Source organism: Mycobacterium sp. IDUB_1 (assembly GCF_055419625.1).
In genome coordinates this window covers 287,274-304,625 of sequence record NZ_JBVAYA010000003.1, presented here as the reverse complement: position 1 = coordinate 304,625, position 17,352 = coordinate 287,274, and the positions used below count along the sequence as shown (strand labels likewise).

The window sequence follows — 17,352 nt, the reverse complement described above, 5'->3', positions numbered from 1 at the left end:
CCGATGAGCACTGACGTCACGACAGGCCCTCAGATGGGGACCCCCGAGGAGAAGTCCGCGCCGCTGCCGTGGTGGTCGCGCGGCGATCTCAACGCGTTCTTCGGCCTTGGCTTCAACATCCTGGTCAACGTGCTGACACTGACCGGCCTGATGATCGGCGTGGTCAAGATTCCCGCCGGTGACGTCCTGGGCACCGTGCTGCCCGCTCTCGGTGTCGCGCTGATCCTCGGTAACCTCTACTACACCTTCCTGGCGCGCCGACTTGCCAAGAGGGAGAACAGATCCGACGTCACCGCACTGCCCTACGGTCCCAGCGTCCCGCACATGTTCATCGTGGTGTTCGTCGTGATGCTGCCCGTCTACCTCAACACCGACGACGCGATGCGGGCCTGGGAGGCCGGACTGGCGTGGGCGTTCATGATCGGCGTGATCGTGATGATCGGTGCGTTCGTCGGCCCCTACATTCGCAGGCTCACTCCGCGGGCGGCCATGCTCGGCACGCTGGCCGGCATCTCGATCACGTTCATCTCCATGCGTCCCGCCGCGCAGATGTGGGAAGCCGCGTGGATCGGTCTGCCCGTCCTGGCGATCATCCTGATCGGCTTCTTCACCGACATGAGACTGCCGTTCGGCATCCCCGTCGGGTTGGCGGCATTGTTGGTGGGCACCGCAATCGGCTGGCTCGGCGGCTACATGTCCGCACCCGATGTCAGCCAGGCCGTGTCCGATATCGCGATCGGTGTCCCGGATCTGCGCATCGACATGCTGGTGTCGGGATTGTCGAATCTCGCACCGCTGCTGGGGACCGCGATTCCGTTGGGCGTCTACAACTTCACCGAAGCGATGAGCAACGTCGAGAGCGCGGCTGCCGCCGGTGACAACTACAACCTGCGCAGCGTGTTGCTCGCCGACGGAGCGGGGGCAGTCGTCGGGTCGGCGTTCGGCTCGCCGTTCCCGCCCGCCGTGTACATCGGACACCCCGGGTGGAAGGACGCCGGCGGTCGGTCGGGCTACTCACTGGCCAGCGGCGTCGTCATCGGAATCCTCTGTTTCCTCGGCCTTTTCGGTGTTCTCGACGCTCTGCTGCCGGTTCCGGCGATCGTGCCGATCTTGCTCTACATCGGTCTGCTGATCGGTGCGCAGGCGTTCCAGGCGGTCCCCCGGTTGCACGCGATCGCAGTCGTGGCCGCGATCCTGCCGAACCTGGCTCAGTGGGCCAGCGGCCTGATCGACAACGCGCTCAACGCCGCCGGCACATCGGCCAGCAAGGTCGGACTGGAGGCGCTGGGCAATGCCGGTGTGGTCTACGACGGACTGCTGACGCTCGGCGAGGGTGCGGTGCTCGTCGGCTTGATCCTGGGCACGATGGTCACGTTCATCCTGGAGAAGAAGTTCCTCTTCGCCGCGATCGCGTCGGCCGTGGGCGCGGTGCTGTCGTTCATCGGCCTCATCCACGCGCCTCAGGTCGCGTGGGCGGCGAATCCTCAGGTGGCACTGGGCTATCTGCTCTTCGGCGTGGTCTGCCTGCTGTATTCATTCCTGCCGGGCGCGAAGGAGCCCGTCGAGGTCGACGAGTCCGACGTCGTCGCCGGTCACTGATCCGGGTCGGCCGCCCCCTCGGCCACGAACGGCACCGACGCGTGCTCGTCCAACACGATGTACATGCGCCGCCACGGGTCATCGCCCTCGAGGCGCCACTGGTGACCGGACCCGGTGGTGTCCTCGGCCAGCAGCACGTCGCCGGGTGAGAGCCGGAACTGCTCGCCGTCGCGGGTGGTGAACAGCAGTGTGCCCGCCAGCGTGACGACCAGCTGGCGGACCGGCGCGGTGTGCCAAGCCAGCGTGCCGCCCGTCGCCGTCTCCTCCACCGTCACCGACGTCGTAGGGACGCTCGCCGACACCAGATCGTCGTTGCGGCCCGGCTGCATGTCCAGGCGGCCGATCTGCACGTGTGATGCATCGTCGGTGCCGGTCCACAGACGTACGCAACGGATCATGGCGTCACCGTAGCCGTCGCTGAATTATCGTGCCGGGTATGAGCGCACCGCCGATCGAGCCGTACTACGACCTCGGCTCCTACCATCGGCCGACTGACACGCCGTCGCCGAACGCGCAGGTCTGGTTCGACCGGGGCATGGTGTGGGCGTACGCGTTCAACCACGACGAGGCGATCGCATGCTTCGAGCGGGCGCTCGCACTCGACCCTGAATTCGCGCTGGCGCGGTGGGGCATCGCCTATGCGATCGGGCCCAACTACAACAAGGCATGGGAGGCGTTCGACCCCGTCGACCTGACCGCATCGGTGGCGCGGGCGCGTTCCGAACTCGCCCACGCCGCCGACGGGCGCGCCAGCGCGGTCGAGCGGGGGCTGATCGACGCGCTGACGGCACGGTTCCCCACCGACGATCCCGGCGATGCCGAGGCGCTGCAGGCTGGCCATGCCGCCTACGCCGACGCGATGACCGCGCTGGCGCAGGCCCATCCCGACGACGTTGACATCGCAGCGCTGACCGCCGACGCGCTGGTCAACATCACTGCGTGGGCCCTGTGGGACACCCGCACCGGGGAGCCGGCGCCGGGATCACGCGTCATCGAGGCCATGCGGATCCTCGACGCGGCCCTCGCCACGCCTGCCGGACGCGCACACCCCGGAATCCTGCATCTGTACGTCCACGCGATGGAGATGTCGAGCTCACCGCAGAAGGCACTGCCCGCCGCCGACCTGCTGAGAGGACTGGTGCCCGACGCGGGCCACCTGCAGCACATGCCCAGCCACATTGACGTGCTGTGCGGCAACTACCACGACTCCGTCATCGCCAATATCGCTGCGGTGCAGGCAGATCGACGCTTCGTCGAACGCTCGGGTCCGCTCAACTTCTACTCGCTCTACCGCGCCCACAATTTACACTTCGTGGTCTACTCGGCGATGTTCGAGGCCAACCTGACCACTGCCCTGTGGGCCGCCGACGAACTGTCGGACCAGCTGACCCCGGAGCTGCTGAGCATCCCGTCACCGCCGATGGCGGATTGGCTGGAGGCGTTCGTGCCGCTGCGCGTGCACGTGCTCGTCCGCTTCGGCCGGTGGGACGACCTGGTCGCCATGCCGCTGCCCGAACACCCCGACCTGTACTGCACGACCACCGCGACCATCCACTACGGACGCGGCGTCGCCTACGCCGCCACCGGACGGCTCACCGAAGCCCACGCCGAGCGGGAGGCGTTCACCCGGGCCTATGCGCGAATCCCGGAGAGCCGCTACCTCTTCAACAACACCAGCCGGGACATCCTGGCGGTCGCGGCGGCCATGCTCGACGGCGAGATCGCCTACCGGGCTGGTGAATTCGACGATGCCTTCGTACACCTGCGCAAGGCGATCGCGCTGGACGACGCCCTTCCCTACGACGAACCGTGGGGCTGGATGCAGCCCACCCGCCACGCCTACGGTGCCCTGCTGCTCGAACAGGGCCGTATCGAGGAGGCGGCCGCCGTCTATGCGGCCGATCTCGGTCTGGACCCGACGCTGGCCCGGCCGTGCCAGCACCCGGGCAATGTGTGGAGCCTGCACGGCTATCACGAGTGTCTGACCCGGCTGGGCCGCGACGCGGAGGCGGCGATCATCGCCCGCCAGCTCGAGCTCGCGGCCGCCCGCGCCGACGTCCCGATCCGCGCCTCGTGTGCCTGTCGCATGGATGCGTAGACTTCGCCTGTGTCTCTGAGCGCGGCGGACGTCGATCACCTGCGCCGCTGCGTGGACCTCGCTCGGCAGGCGCTCGAGGCGGGTGACGAACCGTTCGGCTCGGTCCTGGTCGACGCCGACGGTGACGTGCTCTTCGCCGATCACAACCACGTCGCCGGCGGGGACGCCACCCGGCATCCCGAGCTGGCGATCGCGCTGTGGGCCGTCGAGAATCTCAGCCCGGCGGACCGCGCTGCCGCGACCGTCTACACCAGCGGCGAGCACTGCCCGATGTGTGCCGCCGCCCACGCATGGGTGGGCCTCGGCCGCATCGTCTACGCGGCCTCGTCGGCACAACTGAGCGGCTGGCTGCACGCGTGGGACGCGCCAGCACCGCCGGTCGCCGCGCTGCCGGTGAGCGCCGTCGCGCCGGACGTGCCGGTCGACGGCCCCGCCCTCGAGCTGGCCGACACCATGAAAGCGTTGTACGAGAGGGCGTTTCGCCGATGAGTGAGCCGGACTGGGTCACCCACGCCATCTGGTGGCACCTCTATCCCCTCGGCTTCGTCGGCGCCCACCCGGCCGATCCGCCGCCGGGGCCCGATGAGCATCGACTCCGGCGGATCGTGGACTGGTTCGACTACGCCCGCGACCTCGGCACGTCCGGCATTGCGCTCGGTCCCATCTTCGCGTCGCAGACCCATGGCTACGACACCACCGACCACCACCGCATCGACGGGCGCCTCGGCGACGACGGCGACTTCGACCACCTGGTGACCGAAGCTCACGACCGCGGACTGCGCATCCTGCTCGACGGCGTGTTCAACCACGTCGGCACCGACTTCCCCCGCTACCGTGACGCGCTCGCCGGCGGCGACACGTCCTGGTTCCGGGTGCGGGACGGCGAGTTCGCCACCTTCGAAGGCCACGGCGGCCTGATCGCGCTCAACCACCGCAGTCCCGAGGTCGTCGACTACGTCGTCGACGTGATGTGCCACTGGCTCGAGCGCGGCGCCGACGGATGGCGCCTCGATGCGGCCTACGCGGTGCCCGACCGCTTCTGGGCGCAGGTCCTGCCGCGGGTGCGAGAGCGGCACCCGCAGGCGTGGTTCGTCGGTGAGGTCATCCACGGCGACTACGTGGCACGGGTGAGCGACTCCGGCTTCGACTCGGTGACCCAGTACGAGCTGTGGAAAGCGATCTGGAGCAGCCTCAACGACGCGAACCTGCACGAGCTCGACTGGGCGCTCAAGCGCCACAACGAATTCCTCGACGCGTTCGTGCCGTTGACGTTCATCGGCAACCACGACGTCACCCGCATCGCGAGCCAGCTGGACAATGCCGACCACGTCGACCACGCGCTGGTGATCCTGATGACCACCGGCGGCACCCCGAGCATCTACGCCGGCGACGAGGTCGCTTACCGCGGGATCAAAGAGGAGCGCTTCGGCGGCGACGACGCGGTGCGGCCCGAATTCGGTTCCCCGCTCGAGGGAGTCGGCGCGCACGGGCATCAGGTGCTGGCCGCCCACCAGCATCTGATCGGAGTGCGCCGCCGTCACCCGTGGCTGCACACCGCACGCACCGCACCGCTGCAGGTGACCAACACCGGCTACGTCTACGTCTCCCGAGGCGGCGGTGACATCGACGACGTGCTGCTCGTCGCCCTCAACGTCGCCGACGAACCTCTGCCGGTGTCCTTGCGCGAGTTCGGATTCGGTGCTGCCCAGGTGGTGGCCGGGTCCGGCGCACCGCCGGCGGAGACGATCACCGACACGGCGGTCCCGCCCCACGGGTGGCTCGTCCTCGCGCCGTGCTGATTTTGACCCCGGGCTGATCTCAGCGCAGCAACTCCAGCGTCGCCGCATCCTCCTCGCCGCCGTAGAACGCCTCCACCACGTCGGTGAACACCGATCCCCCACCCGCACGGGCGAACAGCGTCATCGACGAACGCACCTTCAGATCGTCGGGATAGCCGAGGATGTCGCGCGCGGTCCGGCCGCGGTGGGTCAGCAGCAGAAGGGTGCACTCCTGCAGGCGCGGTCCGAGCACCGGATGCTCGAGGTAGGCGGTGGCTTCCTCGAGTGACGACACCCCGAACCGGTGGGCGGCGGCACTGTGCCCCAGGCCGCGCATCTGGGGGAAGACGAACCAGATCCAATGGGTGCGCTTGCGACCCGCGCGCAACTCGGCGAGGACCGTCTCGTAGACCCCGTCCTGGGCGTCGGTGAAGCGCTCGAGGTCGAACGGGTCGGCATCAGCTGGCGTCATGTCTGTCGTCATGTTCCGGCCTCGAGTGTGCCAGAGCGGCGCCGTTGATCACTGCGCCGAGTCGCAATCGTTAGCCAACCGCGACCGCGAATGGCTGTGTCGGGCAGTCGATCGGGGACGCCGACCGTGTTCCATGGCGGATGCACACGACGGCACGTTTGCGCGACATGTGGACTTGTAATGAAAGGTGGGTTGGTTGCCGTTATGAAGTTGAGAGAGAAGTTTCGAGGTCGGTGGGTTCGCCGGATGGCGGCCGTCGCCCTGGCTGTCACCACGCTGCCCGGGCTGATCGGCTTCGTCGGGGGATCGGCGACTGCCAACGCGTTCTCCCGTCCGGGGCTGCCGGTCGAATACCTGGACGTGTTCTCCGCGTCCATGAACCGCAACATCCGCGTGCAGTTCCAGGGCGGCGGCCCGCACGCCGTCTACCTGCTGGACGGCCTTCGCGCGCAGGACGATTACAACGGCTGGGACATCAACACCCCGGCGTTCGAGTGGTACTACCAGTCGGGTCTGTCGACGATCATGCCGGTCGGCGGCCAGTCCAGCTTCTACAGCGACTGGTATCAGCCCTCGCGGGGCAACGGCCAGGACTACACCTACAAGTGGGAGACGTTCCTGACCCAGGAGCTGCCCGCCTGGCTGGAAGCCAACCGCGGCGTGTCGCGGACCGGTAACGCGGTCGTCGGCCTGTCGATGGCGGGTAGCGCGTCGATGACCCTTGCCATCTACCATCCGCAGCAGTTCATCTATGCGGCAAGCCTTTCCGGGTTCCTGAACCCGTCCGAAGGCTGGTGGCCGATGCTGATCGGGCTGGCGATGAACGACGCGGGCGGCTTCAATGCCGAGAGCATGTGGGGACCATCGTCGGACCCCGCGTGGAAGCGCAACGATCCGATGGTCAACATCAATCAGCTGGTGGCCAACAACACTCGGGTCTGGGTGTACTGCGGCACCGGTACCCCGTCGGATCTCGACTCGGGTACGGCCGGGCAGAACCTGATGGCGGCGCAGTTCCTCGAGGGCTTCACCTTGCGGACCAACATCAGCTTCCGCGACAAGTACATCGCGGCCGGCGGCACCAACGGGGTGTTCAACTTCCCCGCGCAGGGCACGCACAGCTGGGGCTACTGGGGGCAGCAGCTCCTGCAGATGAAGCCGGATATCCAGCGGGTGCTCGGAGCTCAAGCCTCCGCGTAAACCCTCACACTCAGAGAGCCTGCCGTTTCCCCCGAGCGGCAGGCTCTCTGCTGTGTGCCGGTCAAAGATGACCAGCATGTGACCACCGCTGAGCAGCCGGGTCTGTTGCGTTTGAGGCGACACCGCCGGGGGGTATCTCGGGGCTGGTCGGATGCGACGGTCGCGCCGATGCCGATAAGCCCTCTGGAGACAGCCGTGATCCCGTTCATCTGCCCCACCTGCGGTTCGGTCGACATCGACATCGATTTCGACTCGGCCGGTTGCGGCTCCTGTGTCACCGGCGCCAAGGACGTCGCCTGAGCGAGGTCAGTTCTGCCGGGTCGGCCGGATCGTGAGGTCACCGATCTCCACGTCGTGCGGCTGCTCGATCGCGAAGGCGATGGCGCGGGCGACCGCATCGGCGGGCAGGCCGAATTCGTCCATCTGAGCTCTGATCTGGGCGGCGAGGGCGGAATCGGTGACCGAGCCGTCCAGCTCGGTGTTCACGAAGCCAGGTGAGATCGACGTGGTCCTCACCACGCCGTCCGTCGACTCCTGACGCAGCGCCTCCATCACGGTGCGCACCGCGTTCTTGGTGGCCGCGTAGACGCCCATCGTGGGAGTGATCTTGATGCCCGCAGTCGACACCGTGGTGACGATGTGCCCGTGCCCCTGTCGGCGGAACACCGGCAACGCGGCGGCGATGCCGTACAGAACGGCGCGAACGTTGACGTCGATCATCGCGTCCCAGCCGGCGACATCCCCGGCGGCCAACTCTCCGATCGTCGCGATGCCGGCGTTGTTCACCAGGACGTCGAGCCTTCCGAACCGGTCGACCGCGGTGTCGACGACGCGTTGCACGTCGTCGGCCACAGTGACGTCGGCAGGAACGGCGACCGCGGCGTGCGGCAACTCGCGCACCAGCGCCTCCAGCCGGTCCGTGCGGCGGGCAGCCAGAACCACCTGCGCACCCCGGGCGGACAGCAGGCGCGCCGTCGCCTCGCCGATGCCGCTGCTTGCGCCCGTGATGGCGACGACCTGGCCGGTGATCGGGTCAGTGGTCACGGGCGTAACACCACCTTGCCGCGGCTGTGGCGGGCGGCCAGTTCTGTGTAGGCGGCGCGCACCTCGTCGAGGGGGTAGACCGCAGCGATGGGCAGGTCCACTTCGCCGCGGGCGATGAGGCCGGCCAGCTCGGCCAGGTCTTCGATGCCCGACTCGGCGCTGCCGACGGACTGGACGCCGAACCGTTCGACCGCCGCGAAGTCGATGATCGTGTCCACGCGCGTGGGTGCCACCCCGAGTTCGGTGACGGCCAGCTCGACGTACCCGCCGCCGAAGAGATCGAGGAACGCGTCGACCCGGCCGTCCGGCGCGGCGGCCCGCAACCGCTGCGCGAGGCCGTCACCGTAGTTGACCGGGATGACGCCGTGGTTGCGGAGCCAGTCGTCGTTGGCCGGGCTCGCGATGCCCAGGACGGTCGCACCGGTGCGCACGGCGAGCTGAACGGCCAGGGTGCCCACACCCCCCGCAGCCGCCGACACCGCAACGGTGTCCCCTGCGGTGAGCCCGAGCGACCGCACCGCCGCGCACGCCGTCGTCCCCGCGACGTTCAGCGATCCCGCCTGCTCCCACGACAGTCCCGCAGGTTTTTCGGTGACCTGGTCCGCCGGAACTACGACGTAGTCTGCCTGACTGGACCGCTCGTGTGAGAAGCCGAGGACTTCGTCGCCCGCGGACACACCGGTCACATCCGGCGCCACCTCGACGACGACACCGGCCACGTCGCTGCCCTGACCGGAGGGGAACGTGGCGGGCCACCGATCGTGCAGAAAACCTTCTCGGATCAGGGCCTCACCGGGGTTGATGCCCGCGGCGCGCACCTCGATCAGCACCCGCCCGGGGCCGGGCACAGGTCGCGGAACGTCACGGACCTCGAGGACATCGATGCCGCCGTAGTGGTCGAATTGGACTGCTCTGCTCATGGGAGCTACGACCCGCGTCGGCCCAGGACTATTCCGCGCTCGAACCGGTTATCAGTCAACTCGTGGATTTCGCGCAGCGCACCGTCGATCTCGCCCGCCAGAACGTGCTCGAGGGAGGTCGGCCCTTCGCCACCGTCATCGCCCGTGACGGGCAGGTGCTGGCCGAAAGTCCGAACCTGGTGGCGCAGACCAACGATCCGACCGCCCACGCCGAGATTCTGGCGATCCGCGCCGCCTGCACAGCCGTCGGGTCGGAGCACCTCACCGGCGCCACCATTTACGTGCTTGCCCACCCGTGCCCGATGTGTCTCGGCTCGCTGTACTACTGCTCCCCCGACGCCGTCGTCTTCCTCACCCAGCGCGACGAGTACGCGCCCTACTACCAGGACAACCGCAAGTATTTCGAACTGGCCACGTTCTACGACGAGTTCGAGAAGTCCTGGCAGGACCGTCGCCTGCCGATGGAGCACCGGCCCCACCCCGACGCCCTCGGCGTCTACCGGCTCTGGCAGGAGCGCGGCCCGGAGGCCTGATCCGCTCCGGATTCAGCTCTGCGCGATGTGGGGCGTCGCGTTGATGATCGGGGCCCGGCGCGGGAACAAAGTCCGGTAACCCAGGGTTGAGCGCATCAGATTCAACTTTGGAGGATTGATGGCTGAAGTTCTGCAAGTTCCGGTCTTGTTCGTCAGCGAGCCGATCGTGCTGCCGGGAATGGTGGTGCCGATCGAACTCGATGACGCCGCCCGGGCCGCCGTCGACGCGGCCCAGGCTAGCAAGACCGGCAAGCTGCTGATTGCGCCCCGGCTGGACGACCGCTACCCCACCTACGGGGTGCTCGCGTCGATCGTGCAGGTGGGCCGGGTTCCCGGTGGCGGCGCAGCGGCGGTGGTGCGCGGTGAGAAGCGCGCTCACATCGGTACTGGCGCCACCGGCCCCGGCACGGCGCTGTGGGTCACCGTCGACGAGGTCGCCGACCCGGAGGTCACCGACGAGACGCGCGCGCTGGCCGCCGAGTACAAGAAGCTGCTGCTGGCGATGCTGCAGCGCCGTGAGGCGTGGCAGATCGTCGACGTGGTCAACAAGATCACCGACCCGTCGGCGCTGGCCGACACAGCGGGCTACGCGTCCTACCTGTCGGATGTGGAGAAGCGCGAACTGCTCGAGACCGAAGACGTGGCCGCCCGGCTGCGGCTGCTGATCGGCTGGACGAGCGATCACCTGGCCGAGACCGAGGTCAACGACAAGATCGCCGAAGACGTGCGCGCTGGAATGGACAAGCAGCAGAAGGAATTCCTGCTGCGTCAGCAGCTCGCCGCGATCCGCAAGGAACTCGGCGAGGGTGAACCCGAAGGGTCCGACGATTATCGGGCTCGTGTTGAGGCGGCCGACCTGCCGGAGAAGGTCCGTGAGGCCGCGCTGCGCGAGGTCGGGAAGCTGGAACGCTCCAGCGACCAGAGCCCCGAGGGCGGCTGGATCCGCACGTGGCTCGACACCGTGCTGGACCTGCCGTGGAACGTCACGACCGAGGATTCGGCGGATCTTGTTGCGGCCCGAGCGATCCTGGACGCCGACCACCACGGGCTGGACGACGTCAAGGACCGGATCGTGGAGTACCTGGCCGTGCGGGCCCGTCGCTCACAGCGCGGCATGGCCCTCGTCGGTGGCCGCGGCTCCGGTGCGGTGATGGTGCTGGCCGGGCCTCCCGGCGTCGGCAAGACGTCGCTGGGTGAGTCCGTCGCGCGGGCACTGGGCCGTGAGTTCGTGCGCGTCGCGCTGGGCGGCGTACGCGACGAGGCCGAGATCCGCGGGCACCGGCGCACCTACGTCGGCGCGCTGCCGGGCCGCATCGTGCGTGCCATCGGCGAAGCGGGATCGATGAATCCCGTTGTGCTGCTGGACGAAATCGACAAGGTCGGCTCGGACTACCGCGGCGACCCGTCGGCAGCCCTGCTGGAGGTGCTGGACCCGGCGCAGAACCACACGTTCCGCGACCACTACCTGGACCTGGATCTGGACCTCTCCGATGTGATGTTCCTGGCGACGGCCAACGTCATCGAGAACATCCCGCAGGCGCTGCTGGACCGCATGGAACTGGTGCAGATCGACGGGTACACCGCCGACGACAAGGTGGCCATCGCACGGAACTACCTGTTGCCGCGTCAGGCCGAGCGCGCCGCGTTGACCGCCGAGGAAGTGACGGTGACCGACGAGGCGCTGCGCAAGATCGCCGCGGACTACACCCGGGAGCCGGGAGTCCGCCAGTTCGAGCGATTGCTGGCCAAGGCGATGCGCAAGGCAACCACCAAGCTGGCTGCCGACCCGTCGCCGATCACGATCGACGAACCGGATCTCGTTGCCTACCTGGGGCGTCCACGCTTCACGCCGGAATCGGCGGAGCGCACCGCGGTGCCGGGTGTCGCGACCGGACTGGCTGTCACCGGCCTCGGCGGCGACGTCCTCTACATCGAGGCCGGCTCGACCGACGGCGAAGCGGGATTGGCGCTGACCGGTCAGCTGGGCGACGTGATGAAGGAATCGGCGCAGATCGCGCTGTCCTACGTCCGCGCGCACGCCGCCGAGTTGGGCGTCGACCCGAAGGCGCTGGACCGCCGCATCCACGTGCACGTGCCTGCGGGTGCGGTGCCCAAGGACGGGCCGTCAGCCGGTGTGACGATGGTGACGGCGCTGGTGTCGATGGCGACCGGACGCAACGTGCGCTCCGATGTCGGCATGACCGGTGAGGTGACGCTGAACGGGCGGGTGCTGCCCATCGGCGGGGTCAAGCAGAAGCTGCTGGCCGCGCAACGGGCGGGGCTCTCGACGGTGTTCATCCCGCAGCGCAACGAGCCCGATCTGGACGACGTGCCTGCCGAGGTGCTCGAGGCGCTGGAGGTCCGGCCGATGACGGATGTGGCCGACATCGTCGCGCTGGCCCTGGAGCCTGCGGTCGAGGCGGTCACGGCGGCGGCCTGACAACCGATAGGCGCGAGCAGACGCGAACTCGCACGGAATCACGCGATCCCGTGCGAGTTTGTGTCTGTTCGGCGGAAGGAGTCCTCATGCCCGTACGTGGTCACCCGCTGCGCAAGCTGGGTTTCCTCACCATCGGACGGTTCGACGTCGACGACCCGGGGCCGGGCATCGAGGAGACCCTCACGGTGATCGACCGAGCCGAGGCGCTCGGCTTCGACAGCGTCTGGCTCCGCGACAGGCATCTGCAGCCCGGCATCTCCTCGCCCGTGGCGATCATGGCGGCCGCCTCGCAGCGCACCAGCCGCATCGAACTCGGCACAGCGGTCATCCCGCTCGGCTTGGAGAATCCGTTCCGGCTCGCCGAGGATCTCGCCACCGTCGACATACTCTCCGGCGGCCGCATCAATCCCGGGGTGTCGGTCGGTACCCCCATGATGTACGACCACTACAAGGCTGCCCTCTATCCGGAATCGTTTGACCTGCAGGACTTTTCGAAAGATCGCGTGTTACGCCTGCTACGCTGCCTGCGCGGCGAGCCGGTCAGTGACTTCGCCGGGACGGTGGGCATCGAACAGTTCACCGACCACATCCAGCCTCACTCGCCCGGCCTGGCCGACCGGGTGTGGTACGGCGGCGGTCTGGCCTCGGCGACGTGGGCCGGGGCGCAGGGGATCAACTATCTGACGAGCTCGGTGGTCAGCATCGAGGGCTCGACGTCGCGGGACTTCGCGACCATCCAGGCCGAGCAGATCGACGCGTTCCGGTCCGCGCACCCCCGGCCCGAGCAGGCGCGAGTGTCCCAGGGCCTCGTCGTCATCCCCACGGACTCGGCCACCGAGGATCAGATCCGCCGCTACCGCGAGTACGCGGCCGGCCGCTTCGAACGAACCACGGCACCGCAGGGAGCGCGCGGCATGCTGTTCTCCCCCGACTACGTCGGAACCTCCGACGAACTGGCCGACCAGCTGTTCGACCACGCCGGCTTCCAGCGCGCCGACGAGGTGGCGTTCGCGCTGCCGTTCAGCTTCGAGGCCGCCGATTATGCGCAGATCATCACCGACATGGCCGAGAGGCTGGGCCCTGCTCTGGGGTGGACCCCGGCCGGCCCTTGAGCTGCGCGCGCTCGCCGGGAGAATGGACCCGTGGCTTACGACACTGATCTCGCCGAGCGGGTCCGGGAACTGATCAGCGCCGAGCGCGGCCTCGACGAGAAGCCGATGTTCGGCGGATTGGCGTTCCTGCTCAACGGCAACATGGCGGTCTGCGTGAGCGGCAAGGGCGGCCTGATGGTGCGGGTACCGCCGGACGAGACCGACGAGCTGCTCGCCGACGACCACGTCGAGCCGATGGTCATGGCCGGCAGGCCCACCCGCGGCTGGGTGCGAGTGAGTGCCGACGGGGTGACGGGCGACGCCGCGCTGCGCGGCTGGGTTCGCCGGGGCATCGACTACGCGACCAGCCTGCCCGCGAAAGAGAAGGTTCGCGTGCCGCGGCGCGGGTAGCCGACTGACATGAGCACAGACGACACCGTGCGCCGCCTCCTGACCGAGGCCGGTGACACCTATGCCGAGCAGGCCGGAATCACGTTGGCCGACAAGCCCATGCCGCTCTTCGAGTTGCTGGTGCTGTGCATGCTGGCCAGCAAGCCGATCGACGCGAACATCGCGATGCGTGCCGCCCGCGAGCTCTTCGGTGAGAAGCTGCGCACCCCCGATGCGGTGTTGGCCGGCGAGCGCCGGACCGTCATCGACGCCTTCGGTCGCGCCGGATACGCCCGCTACGACGAGAGCTCGGCCACCCGTCTCACTCAGATCGCGACTGCGGTCAAGGAGGACTACCACGGCGATCTGCGCGGTCTGGCCGAACGCGCCGCCGGCGATGTCCGCACCGCCAAGGAGCTGCTCGAAGAGTTCACCGGCATCGGCGACACCGGCGCCGACATCTTCCTGCGGGAGATCCAGGACGTCTGGACCTGGGTCCGGCCCTACTTCGATCCGCGCGCTCTCGACGCGGCGAAGGAGCTCGGCCTGCCCGACGATCCCGCCGACTTGGCGCGTCTGGGCGGCGGCGCGTGTGCACCGTTGGCGGCGGCGCTGGTGCGGGTGTCGCTGGACCGGGCCGTACGCGACGCGGTGCTGGGCTGACCCCCGCGGGAGAACCGGGGTGGCATGCTGGGGCACCGACATGACTGTGATCACCCGACTCTGCGTTGCGGCAGCGCTCGCGCTGTCGGTCGCCGCCTGCACCGGGCCGACCGTCATCACCACCGACGACACCGTCGCCGCGCCGGCCGCCCCACCACCTCCGGCTCCCGAGACCACCCGGCCCAGCAACGCCCACCTCGCCAACGCCTTCGCCTACGCCGCCCCGCTCGACGGCGCGACCGTCTACGCCTTCACGACTCCGAGCGGACGCTGGCAGTGCCAGATCACCCCGCGAATGCAGGCCTCGTGCGGAAAAGCGGGCAGCACCGCCAGCGCGATCGGCATCACCGGGGCTCCCGACGAAGTCCCCGGAGCCGACGGCGACACCACCGCACCCACCGCGATCCTCGTGGACCGCAGCGGCGACCCGCAGTTCGCCGCGCTGCCCGCACCCGCTGTTGCCGACCCGCCGGAGTTGCCGTTCAACCGCATCCTGGCCGTCGCCGGGTTCCGCTGCAACGTGCAGGAAGCCTTCGGGGTGTCCTGCCTGTCGGAGCTCTCGGGCAAAGGCTTCACGTTCTCCGCCGACGGATTCACCACCGCCTACACCGACGTGCCCGCCACCGCGCCCTGACTAAGGTGAGCCCCATGTCGGGCCCAACACCAGCTCCAGTCACCGTGACCGTCACCGGAGCCGCAGGCCAGATCGGCTACGCCGCGCTGTTCCGCATCGCGGCCGGGGCGATGCTCGGCCACGACACCCCCGTCGTGCTGCGTCTGCTCGAGCTGCCCGACGCCGTGCGCGCCGCCGAGGGTGTGGTCATGGAACTCGACGACGGCGCCTTCCCCCTGCTCGCGGGCACCGAGATTTACGACGACCCGGTGCGCGCCTTCGACGGCGTCAACGTCGCGCTGCTGATCGGCGCCAAACCCCGCACCAAGGGCATGGAGCGCGCCGATCTGCTGGGCGCTAACGCAGCGATCTTCGCCACCGCGGGCCAGGCCCTGGGCGCCGGCGCCGCTTCCGATGTCCGCGTGCTGGTGGTCGGCAATCCCGCCAACACCAACGCGCTCGTCGCGGCCGCGCATGCCCCCGACATCCCGAAAGATCGCTTCACCGCGCTGACCCGACTCGACCACAACCGCGCCGTCGCCGCGATGGCCCGACACGCGGGAGTACCCGTCACCGAGATCAGCCGAATGACGATCTGGGGCAACCACTCCCCGACCCAATATCCCGACATCTTCCACGCGATCGTCGGTGGCCGCGCCGGCGCCGACTATGCCGCCGACACCCGTTGGCTCACCGACGATTTCATCCCGACGGTGGCGCGGCGCGGCACCGCGATCATCGAGGCACGCGGTGCGAGCTCGGCGGCATCGGCGGCCAACGGCGCCATCGACCACGTCGACGACTGGATCCACGGGACCCCCGACAGGGACTGGACGTCGGTGGCGCTACCGTCGCCCGGCGCATACGGCATCGACGAGGGGCTGGTGTGCTCGTTCCCGTGCCGCTCGGTCGACGGACGCTGGGAGATCGTGGACGGGCTCGACCTCAATCCGTTCTCGCGCAGCAGGATCGACGCCTCGGTCGCCGAACTGCGGGCCGAACGCGACGCTGTCGCCGCGCTTGGCCTGCTGTAGTCACTCCAGCGTCGCGGTGCCGTCGGCGTGCACGCGCACGGCCGCCCCGGCGATGTCGTCGGTGACCGTGGTCCTGGCGGCTTCGGCGTCGGTGATGACCGCCAGCACCCGGTCGTCGCTGGGGGTGCGTACCGCCAGGAACGCCTTTTCGGGTTCACCGTCGCGGTCGAACGGCGTCGTCCACGTCTCCACGGTGCCCACCCCGGTCCAATCCACCACCTCGGTGCGGGTGGGTTCGCGATCCACCTCGTCTTGGACGTTCTCCCAACGGAATTCGCGCTCCGGAGGCTCGGTGCCGTAGACGCCGAAGCTGTGCTTGGTGAGGTAGCCGCCGTTGGCGGTGATCAGGCCGCGCGTTCCCGGGTTCGCGACCAGTTGCTCGGCCATCGTGGCGATGGAGTGCGTGACGTAGTTGTTCCAGGGTCCGCCGGCGAACGTGAGGCCACCAGTGACGGTGAGCGGCCTGCCGGGATCGCCGACCGGAAGGCCGAGTTCAGCCGCGGCCACCTGGACGGCCGACGGGAAGCAGGAGTACACGTCGATCAGATCCATGTCGTCCACACTGGCGCCAGCCAGGTCCAGCGCGCGCCGTCCCGCGATGCGGATCGCCGGCGAGGTGTGGAACTCGGCACGTTCCCCGATGGCATAGGTGTCATGCGCGTCCGCCCCCGCATACGGGAAAACCCAACGCTCCCGCGGAATCTGGAGATACTGCGCCTTCTCCGCGGATGCCACGATCAGGACGGCGCCCTGGTCGACCATGTTGTTCGAGTTCATCAGCTTGGTGTAGGGCCAGCTGATCATCCGGTTCTGCGGCGACGGCTCGTAGATCTCCTCGGCGCTGTAGGCCTGCCGGTTCCACGCATGCCGATTCTGCGCCGCGACAGCCGAGAACTGTGCCCACAGCTCGCCGATACGCTGCCGGTGCGCGTCGGACGACTCCCCCGCCGCGATGCGGACCGCCTGCTCGAACATCGGGTACACGTATGCCGGGCGATCGAGGTGGATCTTCAGGTCGCCGGGCCCGGCCATCGGCATGACCTCGTCCGAGCCGGGCGCCAGCGGCACCGTCTCGTCCTGCTTGGTCCAGTCCGCCTTGGTGCCCGCTGCGCGCATCTTGGTCTTGGTGCGCCACGTCTCGGCACCTGCTATCAGCACGACATCTGCCCGGCTCTGCTGGATGTCCAGGCAGGCGAGGTTCACCAGTGTCTGGGGTACGTTGCCGCCGATCCCGGTGTAGCGCGTGGCGGCCTTCTCCGCGCCGATTCGTTGCGCCACAGCCAGTCCCGCGTCGCGATAGCGCCACGAGAGCAGGTTGACCACCCGTACCGCGTCGACGGCGGCCAGCACCCGCGGATCGGCGGCCTCGCGCGCGGCCGCGACCATCAGGTCGACCGGTTCGGTGTCAGGGTTCTCGGTGCGCTGGTTGACCTGGCCGTAGCCGACGAGGACCGGGGTTCGGGGATCGAGGGTCATG

At 68.7% G+C, this 17,352-nt stretch carries 18 protein-coding genes; 13 read left to right on the top strand and 5 right to left on the bottom strand.

Annotation, left to right across the window (positions count from 1 at the left end; translation table 11 throughout):
- The first annotated feature begins 3 nt into the window (after positions 1 to 3).
- A complete protein-coding gene (locus ACZYYX_RS18700) occupies positions 4 to 1,599 on the top strand; it encodes a SulP family inorganic anion transporter (protein ID WP_463816086.1) in 1,596 nt (531 codons plus the stop codon).
- On the opposite strand, the gene ACZYYX_RS18695 is transcribed toward ACZYYX_RS18700, so the two are convergent.
- Entirely contained in the window at positions 1,593 to 1,997 is a 405-nt protein-coding gene (locus ACZYYX_RS18695) for a cupin domain-containing protein (RefSeq protein WP_463816085.1), read from the bottom strand. The genes ACZYYX_RS18700 and ACZYYX_RS18695 overlap by 7 nt on opposite strands.
- A 38-nt stretch (positions 1,998 to 2,035) precedes the next feature.
- Between ACZYYX_RS18695 and ACZYYX_RS18690 the strand changes: the two genes are divergently transcribed.
- From ACZYYX_RS18690 to ACZYYX_RS18680, 3 genes are read left to right on the top strand one after another with little or no spacing between them, the layout of a single operon-like run.
- Positions 2,036 to 3,697 carry a tetratricopeptide repeat protein gene (locus ACZYYX_RS18690; RefSeq protein ID WP_463816084.1) on the top strand — a complete coding sequence of 554 codons (1,662 nt, stop codon included), beginning with the start codon at positions 2,036 to 2,038 and terminating at the stop codon, positions 3,695 to 3,697.
- A gap of 9 nt (positions 3,698 to 3,706) precedes the next feature.
- Positions 3,707 to 4,186, top strand: coding sequence for a nucleoside deaminase (locus ACZYYX_RS18685; RefSeq protein ID WP_463816083.1), 480 nt, complete (start codon positions 3,707 to 3,709; stop codon positions 4,184 to 4,186).
- On the top strand, positions 4,183 to 5,496 hold the full coding sequence (locus tag ACZYYX_RS18680; protein WP_463816082.1) for an alpha-amylase family protein: 1,314 nt from the start codon (positions 4,183 to 4,185) through the stop codon (positions 5,494 to 5,496). Before ACZYYX_RS18685 ends, ACZYYX_RS18680 begins: the two co-directional genes overlap by 4 nt.
- Positions 5,497 to 5,515: 19 nt before the next feature.
- Here ACZYYX_RS18680 and ACZYYX_RS18675 read toward each other — a convergent pair whose 3' ends face one another.
- Positions 5,516 to 5,959: a DUF1810 domain-containing protein gene (locus ACZYYX_RS18675; protein ID WP_463816081.1), complete on the bottom strand. Its 444-nt coding sequence runs from the start codon at positions 5,957 to 5,959 to the stop codon at positions 5,516 to 5,518.
- Between the two features lie 192 nt (positions 5,960 to 6,151).
- Between ACZYYX_RS18675 and ACZYYX_RS18670 the strand changes: the two genes are divergently transcribed.
- Both ACZYYX_RS18670 and ACZYYX_RS18665 read left to right on the top strand, forming a co-directional pair.
- Positions 6,152 to 7,147, top strand: a complete 996-nt coding sequence (locus ACZYYX_RS18670) for an esterase family protein (RefSeq protein WP_463816080.1) — start codon at positions 6,152 to 6,154, stop codon at positions 7,145 to 7,147.
- Between the two features lie 168 nt (positions 7,148 to 7,315).
- Positions 7,316 to 7,447, top strand: a complete 132-nt coding sequence (locus ACZYYX_RS18665) for a hypothetical protein (protein ID WP_463816079.1) — start codon at positions 7,316 to 7,318, stop codon at positions 7,445 to 7,447.
- Between the two features lie 6 nt (positions 7,448 to 7,453).
- On the opposite strand, the gene ACZYYX_RS18660 is transcribed toward ACZYYX_RS18665, so the two are convergent.
- On the bottom strand, positions 7,454 to 8,191 hold the full coding sequence (locus ACZYYX_RS18660) for an SDR family oxidoreductase (RefSeq protein WP_463816078.1): 738 nt from the start codon (positions 8,189 to 8,191) through the stop codon (positions 7,454 to 7,456).
- On the bottom strand, positions 8,188 to 9,111 hold the full coding sequence (locus ACZYYX_RS18655) for an NADP-dependent oxidoreductase (RefSeq protein WP_463816077.1): 924 nt from the start codon (positions 9,109 to 9,111) through the stop codon (positions 8,188 to 8,190). The genes ACZYYX_RS18660 and ACZYYX_RS18655 overlap by 4 nt, the downstream gene beginning before the upstream one ends.
- Positions 9,112 to 9,173: 62 nt before the next feature.
- Here ACZYYX_RS18655 and ACZYYX_RS18650 point away from each other — a divergent pair, with 62 nt between their 5' ends.
- The 7 genes from ACZYYX_RS18650 (at position 9,174) to ACZYYX_RS18620 (ending at position 15,875) form a co-directional block, all read left to right on the top strand.
- Positions 9,174 to 9,644 (top strand): nucleoside deaminase, encoded by a 471-nt coding sequence (locus tag ACZYYX_RS18650; RefSeq protein WP_463816076.1) that lies wholly within the window; start codon positions 9,174 to 9,176, stop codon positions 9,642 to 9,644.
- A gap of 118 nt (positions 9,645 to 9,762) precedes the next feature.
- Positions 9,763 to 12,084, top strand: coding sequence for an endopeptidase La (lon, locus tag ACZYYX_RS18645; RefSeq protein WP_463816075.1), 2,322 nt, complete (start codon positions 9,763 to 9,765; stop codon positions 12,082 to 12,084).
- An 86-nt stretch (positions 12,085 to 12,170) separates the two neighbouring features.
- Positions 12,171 to 13,196, top strand: a complete 1,026-nt coding sequence (locus ACZYYX_RS18640) for an LLM class flavin-dependent oxidoreductase (protein WP_463816074.1) — start codon at positions 12,171 to 12,173, stop codon at positions 13,194 to 13,196.
- A gap of 30 nt (positions 13,197 to 13,226) precedes the next feature.
- Positions 13,227 to 13,586, top strand: coding sequence for a TfoX/Sxy family protein (locus tag ACZYYX_RS18635; RefSeq protein ID WP_463816073.1), 360 nt, complete (start codon positions 13,227 to 13,229; stop codon positions 13,584 to 13,586).
- Positions 13,587 to 13,595: 9 nt separating this feature from the next.
- Positions 13,596 to 14,228, top strand: coding sequence for an HhH-GDP family DNA glycosylase (locus tag ACZYYX_RS18630; protein WP_463816072.1), 633 nt, complete (start codon positions 13,596 to 13,598; stop codon positions 14,226 to 14,228).
- Between the two features lie 40 nt (positions 14,229 to 14,268).
- Positions 14,269 to 14,862, top strand: a complete 594-nt coding sequence (locus ACZYYX_RS18625) for a hypothetical protein (protein ID WP_463816071.1) — start codon at positions 14,269 to 14,271, stop codon at positions 14,860 to 14,862.
- A 14-nt stretch (positions 14,863 to 14,876) separates the two neighbouring features.
- Positions 14,877 to 15,875 carry a malate dehydrogenase gene (locus ACZYYX_RS18620; protein WP_463816070.1) on the top strand — a complete coding sequence of 333 codons (999 nt, stop codon included), beginning with the start codon at positions 14,877 to 14,879 and terminating at the stop codon, positions 15,873 to 15,875.
- On the opposite strand, the gene ACZYYX_RS18615 is transcribed toward ACZYYX_RS18620, so the two are convergent.
- Positions 15,876 to 17,351 (bottom strand): acetyl-CoA acetyltransferase, encoded by a 1,476-nt coding sequence (locus ACZYYX_RS18615; protein ID WP_463816069.1) that lies wholly within the window; start codon positions 17,349 to 17,351, stop codon positions 15,876 to 15,878. It abuts the gene before it with no gap.
- Between the last annotated feature and the right edge of the window lies 1 nt (position 17,352).